Here is an 8,619-nt window from a genome sequence, read left to right as displayed (position 1 = left end):
CCGCCTTGGTGGCCTCGGATGTGGCTGCGGATTTGGCAGGCGCCTTCTTGGCCGGCGCCTTTTTCGCCGGAGCCTTCGCGGCGGCCTTGCTGGCCTCGGCGCGACGAGCCCTGGTCGACTTCGCCGACCGCTGATCCTTGGCGGGCCGGCTTTCAACGACCACCGTGATGTGGCTGGTTCGCCTGCGGATCCGGAACGCGCGCCCCTGGGCGCGTGGACGGATGCGCTTGGCGGTCGGGCCCTCGTCGGCATAGACCGTAGCCACCACCAACGTCGCCGGGTCCAGTCCGTCGTTGTTCTGCGCGTTGGCGGCAGCACTCGCGATCACCTTGGCCACCGGCTCGCTTGCGGCCTGCGGCGCCCAGCGCAGGATTTCCAGCGCGTCGGCCACCGACCTGCCACGCACCAGGTCGATCACCCGGCGCGCCTTTCTCGGCGACACCCGGACAAACCGCGCTATGGCAGTCGCCGACGGGAATTCAGTGGTGGTCATCGCCGTTTCGCTTTCCGGTCGTCCTTGATGTGTCCCTTGAAGGTGCGGGTCGGCGCGAATTCACCCAGCTTGTGTCCCACCATCGCCTCGGTGACGAACACCGGGACATGCTTTCGGCCATCGTGCACGGCAAAGGTGTGGCCGATGAAGTCCGGAATGATCGTCGACCGGCGCGACCAGGTCTTGATGACCTGCTTGGTGTTCTTCTCGTTCTGCACGTCGACCTTCTTGAGCAGATGGTCGTCTACGAACGGGCCCTTCTTCAGGCTGCGTGGCATAGTTGGCTACTCCTGAAACTTCCTAGCGAGAGTGCTTCTTACCGGTGCGCCGGCGTCGAACGATGAGCTTGTTGCTTAGCTTGTTCCGATGGCGGGTGCGGCCCTCGGGCTTGCCCCACGGGCTGACTGGGTGACGGCCACCGGAGGTCTTGCCCTCACCACCGCCGTGCGGGTGGTCCACCGGGTTCATGACCACACCGCGGACCGACGGGCGCTTGCCCTTCCACCGCATCCGACCGGCCTTGCCCCAGTTGATGTTTGCCTGCTCGGCGTTGCCCACCTCGCCGACGGTCGCGCGGCAGCGCGCGTCGACGTTGCGGATCTCGCCGGACGGCATGCGCAGCTGCGCGTAGGGGCCGTCCTTGGCGACCAGCTGCACGCTGGCGCCGGCCGAGCGGGCGATCTTCGCGCCGCCGCCGGGCCGCAGCTCGATGGCGTGGATGATCGTGCCGGTGGGGATGTTGCGCAGCGGCAGGTTGTTGCCCGGCTTGATGTCGGCGTTGGGGCCCGACTCGATCCGGTCGCCCTGCTTCAGCCGCGCCGGCGCGATGATGTAGCGCTTCGTGCCGTCGGCGAAGTGCAGCAGCGCGATGCGCGCGGTGCGGTTCGGGTCGTACTCGATGTGCGCGACCTTCGCCGGCACGCCGTCCTTGTCGTCCCGACGGAAGTCGATGACGCGGTAGGCGCGCTTGTGACCGCCGCCCTGGTGCCGGACCGTCACTCGGCCCTGCGCGTTGCGGCCGCCCCTCGAGTGCAGCGGCCGGACCAGAGACTTCTCCGGGGTGTCCCGGGTGATCTCGACGAAGTCGGCAACGCTGGCGCCGCGGCGACCCGGAGTCGTCGGCTTGTATTTGCGGATGCCCATGGCTTCTTAGTTCCTCTGCGTATCTTCGTGGCCCGGCCTCAGGAGACCGGTCCCCCGAAGATGTCGATCCGGCTCTTCTTACTCGCGTCGTTCGGATCCGGATTCACCGAGACGATGGCGCGGCGGGTGTCGGGGCGCTTGCCGAAACCGGCGCGGGTGCGCTTGCGCTTGCCCTTGCGGTTGATCGTGTTCACGCCCGTGACCTCGACGTCGAAGAGCAGCTCGACCGCCTGGCGGATCTGCGTCTTGTTGGCGTCCGGGTGCACGATGAACGTGTACTTGTTCTCGTCCAGCAGCGCGTAGCTCTTCTCCGAGACGACCGGCTTGATCAGCAGGTCGCGCGCGGCGTTGTAGCGGTCGTACGCGGGCATCAGGCGTCGCTCCCCTCGGCGGTGTCGTCTTCGAGCGCCTCAGTCGTCTTCGGACCGCCGACGAAGGCGTCGAACGCGGCCTTGGTGAAGATGACTTCCTCGCTGTTCACCACGTCGTAGGTGTTCAGCTGGTCGACGTGCAGCAGGTGCACCTCGGCCAGGTTGCGCAGCGAGAGCCAGGCGTTGACCTCGTCACGGCCGAGCACCACGAGCACCTTGTTGCGGTCGGTGACCGAGCGCAGCGCGGCCTTCGCGGCCTTCGTCGACGGGGTGTCGGCCACGTCGAAGGAGTCGACCACGTGCAGCCGGCCGGAGCGGGCCCGGTTCGACAGGGCGCTGCGCAGCGCGGCGGCCTTCATCTTCTTCGGGGTCCGCTGCGAGTAGTCGCGCGGCACCGGGCCGTGCACCACACCGCCGCCGGTGAACTGCGGCGCGCGGGTCGAGCCCTGGCGGGCGCGGCCGGTGCCCTTCTGGCGGTACGGCTTCTTGCCGCCGCCGCGGACCTCGCCGCGGGTCTTGGTGCTGTGCGTGCCCTGCCGGCCCGCGGCCAGCTGGGCGAGCACGACCTGGTGGATCAGCGGCCCGTTGGTCGGGACGTCGAAGATCTCCGCGGGGAGATCGACGGAAAGAGTAGTGGTCATCGCTATCAGCCCTTAGCAGCCGTCTTGACGAGCACGACGCCGCCGTTGGGGCCGGGGACGGCGCCCTTGATCAGCAGCAGGCCCTTCTCGGCGTCGACGGCGTGCACGGTCAGGTTCTGCACGGTCACCCGCGCGTTACCCATCCGGCCGGCCATCCGCACGCCCTTGAACACCCGGCCCGGGGTGGCGCAGGCGCCGATCGAACCCGGGGAGCGGTGCTTGCGCTGGGTACCGTGCGAGCTGCCGAGGCCACGGAAGTTGTGGCGCTTCATGACGCCCGCGGTGCCCTTGCCCTTCGAGGTGCCGACCACGTCGATGCGCTGGCCGACCTCGAACACCTCGGCGGTGATCTCCTGCCCGAGCGAGTACTCGGCGGCGTCGTCGGTGCGCAGCTCGACCAGGTGGCGGCGCGGAGTGACCCCGGCCTTGTCGAAGTGGCCCTTGCGCGGCTTGTTGACCTTGCGCGGGTCGATCTCGCCGAAGGCGATCTGGACGGCGGCGTAGCCGTCCTTCTCCGTCTCGCGTACCTGGGTCACGACACACGGCCCGGCCTTGACGACGGTGACCGGGACGACCCGGTTCTCCGCGTCCCAGACCTGGGTCATGCCGAGCTTCTCACCCAGGACGCCCTTGATCTGCTTTCCCATGATCAGTGCGTCCTTAGAGCTTGATCTCGATGTCGACGCCGGCCGGCAGGTCGAGCCGCATGAGCGAGTCGACGGTCTTGGGCGTCGGGTCGAGGATGTCGATGAGCCGCTTGTGCGTACGCATCTCGAAGTGCTCGCGCGAGTCCTTGTACTTGTGCGGCGAGCGGATGACGCAGTACACGTTCTTCTCGGTCGGCAGCGGCACCGGGCCCGCGACCTGCGCGCCAGTGCGGCTCACCGTCTCGACGATCTTGCGCGCCGAGGAGTCGATGACCTCGTGGTCGTAGGCCTTGAGCCTGATGCGGATCTTCTGTCCCGCCATGGCTGCTTCGAACTTCCTTCTTCTCGTTACCGCTGCGGTGCCCCCACGGTGTGGGAGACCTCTCCTGTCTGTGGGGGCCCCGAGGGGCTCCGCATGGTCGGCTGCCGAAAGGCGCCGTTCATGGGCCGTCATCCACGCCCGCCAACGGCGGCCGCGGACCGTACCCGGCGTACATCTGTCCGGTTTCGTCCGGCCCACGCGGTCGGGCGTGTCGCGCTGCTGCCGCACGACATGCCGACAGCAGGGCACGACCCTGCCGGTCACCATTCCTGATGATTGCGGGCCCTCGGAGGGTTCCACCGCGCAGCCGAGCGCCTTCTGGCGAGGCTTCGCGAGCGGTGCACTGCTCTACTCCGGGCGCCGGTGAAGGGCACACCCCTCACCAAGCAACTGCAACAGTATGCCGGAGTGGGACTGCGACGACCAAATCGGCCACCACAACGCGGTACGCCGACGTAGCTCGCACGGCGCCGCGGCCACCCGGGTACCCGACGTCACACTTCGGCATCAGAGACCCAAACCGGCTACAAGCGCGTCACACCTCTTACAACTATCGCACGGCGGGATGACAGGATGGGACGGGTCGATTCGGAAGGTCCCGTCACGGGACGGCAGGAGACAGCAGCGCACCATGCGAACGCGACAAGCCACCGTCGCCCAGGACGACACGCCGTTCGGCGCTGACGCGGATCCGCAGCCTGAACCGGACGACGAGGTCAGCTGGGACGAAAAGGCGGGTCGCGAAGACGAGGGCGAGGCGACCGGGCCCGGGCGACGGTTCCAGTGGCTCGTGGCGCTCGGCCCGGTGCTTCCCATCCTGGCCGCGCAGGGTTATTTCGCCGCCCGCCTCCTGGTGACCAACACGGCGTTCATCGACGAGGCGACTTACATGTACGCCGGCCACCAGGAGATCTCGCACATCGTGCACGGCTCTCCGGTGGCCTCCTACGAGACCTTCTTCTCCGGGGCGCCGATCATCTATCCCATGCTCTCCGCGCTCGCCGCGGCCCTGCACGGAGTGGTCGCCGCGCGGATATTCAGCCTCGCCTGCATGCTGCTGGCCACGGTGGCGGTCTATCTGACCGGCCGGCGGATGTACGGCACCCTGGCCGGGTTCTTCGCCGCCGCGCTGTTCGCGGCGCTTGGCCCGACTCTGCACCTGAGCTCCTACGCCACTTTCGACGCGATGGCCCTGTGCCTGCTGGCCTGGTCGACCTGGTGCGCGGTGGCATTCGCCTACGGAGACCGCCGCGACGTGCTCGTCTACGGGCCGCTGCTGATGGTCCTGGCGGACTGCACCAAATACGCGTCGCTGCTGTGGAACCCCGTCATCATCGCGCTCGCCGGGCTGGCCGGGCCGGGCTTCTCCGCGTGGAAGGTCTCGCGCTGGTGGAACGTCCAGCGCTTCGCCCTGGTCAGTGGCGGATTCCTGCTGGTCGCGGTGCTCGCCGGGCGGGAGCCGTACTTCACCGGCTTCGACAAGACCACGCTGCAGCGCCAGCCGAGCAACTCGACCGCGGCCGAGGTCGCGCAGCACGCGGCGCAGTGGGTCGGCCCGCTGCTCGCGGTCGGGCTGCTCGGTCTGATCGTGCTCGCCTTCGGATCGCGGTCCGGCCGCACCACCGCGCCGGAGGTCGCAACCGCCGGGGTGCTGCTCTTCGCCGGTCTGCTCGCGCCGCTCAACCAGCTGCGTATCCACACGCTTCTGTCGTTGGAGAAGCACGCGGACATCGGGGCGAGCTTCACAGCCATCCTGGCGGGCTACCTGATCGCCCGTCTGTGCGGCCCGCTGCGGATGAACCGTGCGGTGCGCGCGGTGACGGTGACGCTCGCCGTCTGTGTGTCCGTTCTGCCCCTCGGATACGTCGGAGTGGCCCAGGCTAAGCAGATCCACGACTCCTGGCCGGACTCGACGCAGCTCGTCGACACGCTGCGGCCGCTGGTGCACCGCGGCAGCGACAACTACCTCGTCGAGGACTACGACGTGCCGGCCTTCTACCTGGGTGGCGCAGTGCACTGGCAGCAGTGGCACGACACCGTGTCCGCCTCGTGGAAGGACCCGACGACCGGGGCCGTGTTGACCGGAGTCCCGGCGTTCAAGGCGGCGATCGCGGCGCACCACTACCAGGTGATCGTGCTGGACTTCGCGGAGACTCCGGCCACGGACGTGGCGATCCGGGGCACGATCACGAAGTCCGGCTACCGGCTGGTCGCGCGGATCCCGACGCAGAGCACTTCCGGGAAGGGCGCCTACTACATTTGGGACCTGCCAGGTGGCGCCCAGGCCATCACCCCGGCGACCTCACCGGCGGCGCCAGGGCCCGCGGCCACCGGATCCGCCTCCCCGCATCCGACCGCGTCGCCGTCGCCTGGTTCCAGCAAGAACCCGGCCACCGGCGCATCGCACTCCGCTTCGCCTACCGCCAGCGCGTCAGCTTCCGCTAAGCACTGAACGGCGAGCCGTGCGGGTGCACAGCAGACCCGCCGGAACGCTGATGGTCTTAGGACATCAGCCCCTCAGGACGCCGGCACCGCCGCCAGCTTCACGGTTTTGATGCCCTGGCGGAACGCCGCGAGGGTGTTCGGATCGGCGTCGAAGCCCCAGTTCGTGCCGGCCCCCTGCGCCTGGGTGTACTCGAACCAGACGAAGCCCAGCACGTCCGACTGCTTCGGCAGCCAGGAGAGGAAGTCTTCGGTCCACGAGGTCTTGGTCGGGCTCGGCTGACTGCCGATCTCGGTGATGAGCAGCGGCTTGGCGGTGAACTTGCGGATCTGGCCCATGGTCGGGTTGATCAGCTTCGCCGTGGTGCTCTCGGTGACGTCGTAGGCGGACAGGCCGATCCAGTCCACGTAGTCGTCGCCCGGGTACAGCTCCTTGAGGCTGATGCTCTGCGCTCCGCGCACCACGTTGGGCGCCCAGATCCAGATCACGTTGGTGGCCCCGACCTGCTTGAAGATGTTGAAGACGTGGTGCCAGGCCTGGGCGAACTGGGTCGAGGTGTTGCCGTTGACCCCCTCGGACCACGGGTACCAGTCGCCGTTCATCTCGTGCGCGAAGCGGATCGCGATCGGGTACTTCGCATCCCGCACCGCCGTGGCGAACTGCATGATGTACGTGTCGTGCAGGCCGTTGATGATCGTGCTCAGCGCGTACTGCGGCGACTTGACATTGGTGTTGCGCGCCGTGCCGCCCGCGAACGGCTCCCAGGTGAGCACCGGCAGGGCGTGCTCCGCGTAGGCCGCCTTCACCGGCACCACCGAGTAGGCCTGCGACCAGTTGACGAAGTACTCGACCATATTCGGCTGCACGCCCGCGGTCGTGCCGATCCTGCTCACCGCGCCGGCCGACCAGGGCGCGTCCGGGGCCGAAATGCCGAAGTACTGGCCGGCCGAGGCCAGAACCTGGGCCTTCGTGGGTATCTGCGGCGCCGAAGGACCGTTCGTGGCGCCGCCCGCGCCGGACGCGAGCTTGATCCCGGCGCCCGCGGCCGAGCCTCCCGCCTGCGACCGCTGCACCGCGGCGAACAACCATGCGGTGAACACCACCAGGATGAGCAGGTTCACGCTGGTCCAGACCCGCAGCCGGGCGCGGCTCGAGCGGCGCCGGCTAGCCACTCGCCATCACCGACACGGTCAACATGATCGCTCCGAGCAGGTAGGGGATGAGGACGAGCGGGCTGCGCGTCCGCTCCCCGGCGAACGCCTCCTCGCGGGTGCCCCAGCTCGCGTTGTGCGCGCAGCGGAAGAAGCCGACCATGCGCACCGGCAGCAGGACACAGGTGTTGATCACCATGAAGATCGGCAGGTAGAGCAGATCCCGCGGCCGGTAGGCGAAGTGCCGTCCGAAGCGCAGGGAGACCGACACCAGGGAGAGCCCGAGGGCGCTGATGAAGATCACACCCAGCGACTTCGCCGGCTGGGCGGGCAGCGGGAGCTGGCCGTAGATCTCCGGGCGCGCGTGGTGGGTCAGCATGACGTCCAGCCAGGCGGCGAAGGTGCCGAGCAGGACGAACGGCACCAGGATGTCGACGGCGTAGAAGAGCGCGAGGAATCGGGCCTCGCGCACCATCCAGGGCATCATGCGCAGTGTGTTGTACTGCGAGCCGCGCGCCCACCGGTACTGCTGGCGCACCAGCTTCGACAGCTTGGTCGGGGCGTCGGTGTAGACGAGCGACGTCGACTGGTAGACCGTCTTGTACCCCGCCATCAGGGTGTAGTTGGTCAGCGTGCGGTCATCGCTGACCTCGATGAAGACGCCGAGGAACTTCTCGGTCAGGAACCGGTCCATGCACTCGACCAGGATCTTGCGGCGAAAGGCGATGGTCCGGCCGGGCAGGCAGCCGACGGTGCCGATCACGCTCATCGCGGGCATCGAGTACTCGCAGCGCACGCTCTCAAGCCAGTCCGCCCAGCGGGTGAGCACCGACCGGTGCGGATTGAGGATGCGCTGGCGCGTGGTGACCCCGCCGATCTGCGGGTTGCGAAAGGGCTTGACCAGCTCGGACAGGGTGCGGTCGGTCCAGATGGTGTCCGAGTCGACCAGGACGATGATCTCGCCGGCCGCCGCCTCCACCCCGATCCGCACCGCGTTGCGCTTTCCGGCCCGGTCGGTCCAGAACCAGCGCACCCCGCAGTCGTCGCAGACTTCTTCCAGGGGTTCGTTGCGCGGGCCGTTGATGACCACGATGGCTTCGGTGGGGTCCTGCTTGGCGATGCGCTGGAGCACCTCGCGGAACAATTCGGCCGGCTCGTCCGCGACGGGTATGACCACTGAGGTGGTGATGTCGAAGGCGCGGCGCCAGGGGGTATAGCGGCGCAGCAGGACGAGGCGGATGACCCACAGCACCCAGACGATGGTCATGAACGCGGCGAACGGATAAAACTCCCCGCGCGTCCACCAATTGCGCAACTCGAGCAGATATGCGAGCACTGTTGACCATTCAGCCGTGGCGTCGCCGAGCGGCTCCGGACGGGCAGCTGTCGGCAGGTTCCTCCAGAGCCC

10 protein-coding genes are annotated in these 8,619 nt (G+C 68.2%); 1 reads left to right on the top strand and 9 read right to left on the bottom strand.

Features of this window, described 5'->3' with window-relative positions:
* From rplV to rpsJ, 7 genes are all read right to left on the bottom strand, one after another.
* Window positions 1–493, bottom strand: a 493-nt coding sequence (gene rplV, locus VGZ32_RS04390; protein WP_349263478.1) for a 50S ribosomal protein L22, incomplete at its 3' end; no start/stop codon positions are given.
* Window positions 490–771, bottom strand: a complete 282-nt coding sequence (gene rpsS / locus VGZ32_RS04385; protein ID WP_010908582.1) for a 30S ribosomal protein S19 — start codon at window positions 769–771, stop codon at window positions 490–492. The genes rpsS and rplV, both read right to left, overlap by 4 nt.
* A 22-nt stretch (window positions 772–793) precedes the next feature.
* Window positions 794–1,636: a 50S ribosomal protein L2 gene (gene rplB / locus VGZ32_RS04380; RefSeq protein ID WP_326884499.1), complete on the bottom strand. Its 843-nt coding sequence runs from the start codon at window positions 1,634–1,636 to the stop codon at window positions 794–796.
* A gap of 38 nt (window positions 1,637–1,674) precedes the next feature.
* Window positions 1,675–2,007, bottom strand: a complete 333-nt coding sequence (gene rplW / locus VGZ32_RS04375; RefSeq protein WP_326884498.1) for a 50S ribosomal protein L23 — start codon at window positions 2,005–2,007, stop codon at window positions 1,675–1,677.
* Window positions 2,007–2,648 carry a 50S ribosomal protein L4 gene (gene rplD / locus VGZ32_RS04370; protein WP_326884497.1) on the bottom strand — a complete coding sequence of 214 codons (642 nt, stop codon included), beginning with the start codon at window positions 2,646–2,648 and terminating at the stop codon, window positions 2,007–2,009. Before rplD ends, rplW begins: the two co-directional genes overlap by 1 nt.
* A 5-nt stretch (window positions 2,649–2,653) precedes the next feature.
* On the bottom strand, window positions 2,654–3,295 hold the full coding sequence (rplC, locus tag VGZ32_RS04365) for a 50S ribosomal protein L3 (RefSeq protein ID WP_349263477.1): 642 nt from the start codon (window positions 3,293–3,295) through the stop codon (window positions 2,654–2,656).
* A gap of 13 nt (window positions 3,296–3,308) precedes the next feature.
* Window positions 3,309–3,617 carry a 30S ribosomal protein S10 gene (rpsJ, locus tag VGZ32_RS04360; protein ID WP_034266131.1) on the bottom strand — a complete coding sequence of 103 codons (309 nt, stop codon included), beginning with the start codon at window positions 3,615–3,617 and terminating at the stop codon, window positions 3,309–3,311.
* 631 nt (window positions 3,618–4,248) lie between these two features.
* Between rpsJ and VGZ32_RS04355 the strand changes: the two genes are divergently transcribed.
* A complete protein-coding gene (locus VGZ32_RS04355; RefSeq protein ID WP_326884496.1) occupies window positions 4,249–6,069 on the top strand; it encodes a hypothetical protein in 1,821 nt (606 codons plus the stop codon).
* A 65-nt stretch (window positions 6,070–6,134) separates the two neighbouring features.
* On the opposite strand, the gene VGZ32_RS04350 is transcribed toward VGZ32_RS04355, so the two are convergent.
* Window positions 6,135–7,232, bottom strand: a complete 1,098-nt coding sequence (locus VGZ32_RS04350) for a glycoside hydrolase family 26 protein (RefSeq protein ID WP_326884495.1) — start codon at window positions 7,230–7,232, stop codon at window positions 6,135–6,137.
* Window positions 7,225–8,547, bottom strand: coding sequence for a glycosyltransferase family 2 protein (locus VGZ32_RS04345; RefSeq protein WP_326884494.1), 1,323 nt, complete (start codon window positions 8,545–8,547; stop codon window positions 7,225–7,227). The genes VGZ32_RS04350 and VGZ32_RS04345 overlap by 8 nt, the downstream gene beginning before the upstream one ends.
* Window positions 8,548–8,619: the final 72 nt, after the last annotated feature.

Origin of the sequence: Actinocrinis sp. (assembly GCF_035938995.1) — a bacterium.
GTDB lineage: Bacteria > Actinomycetota > Actinomycetes > Streptomycetales > Catenulisporaceae > DASZGI01.
The sequence above is the reverse complement of the archived record's forward strand: the minus strand, read 5'-3'. Positions and strand labels throughout refer to the sequence as shown.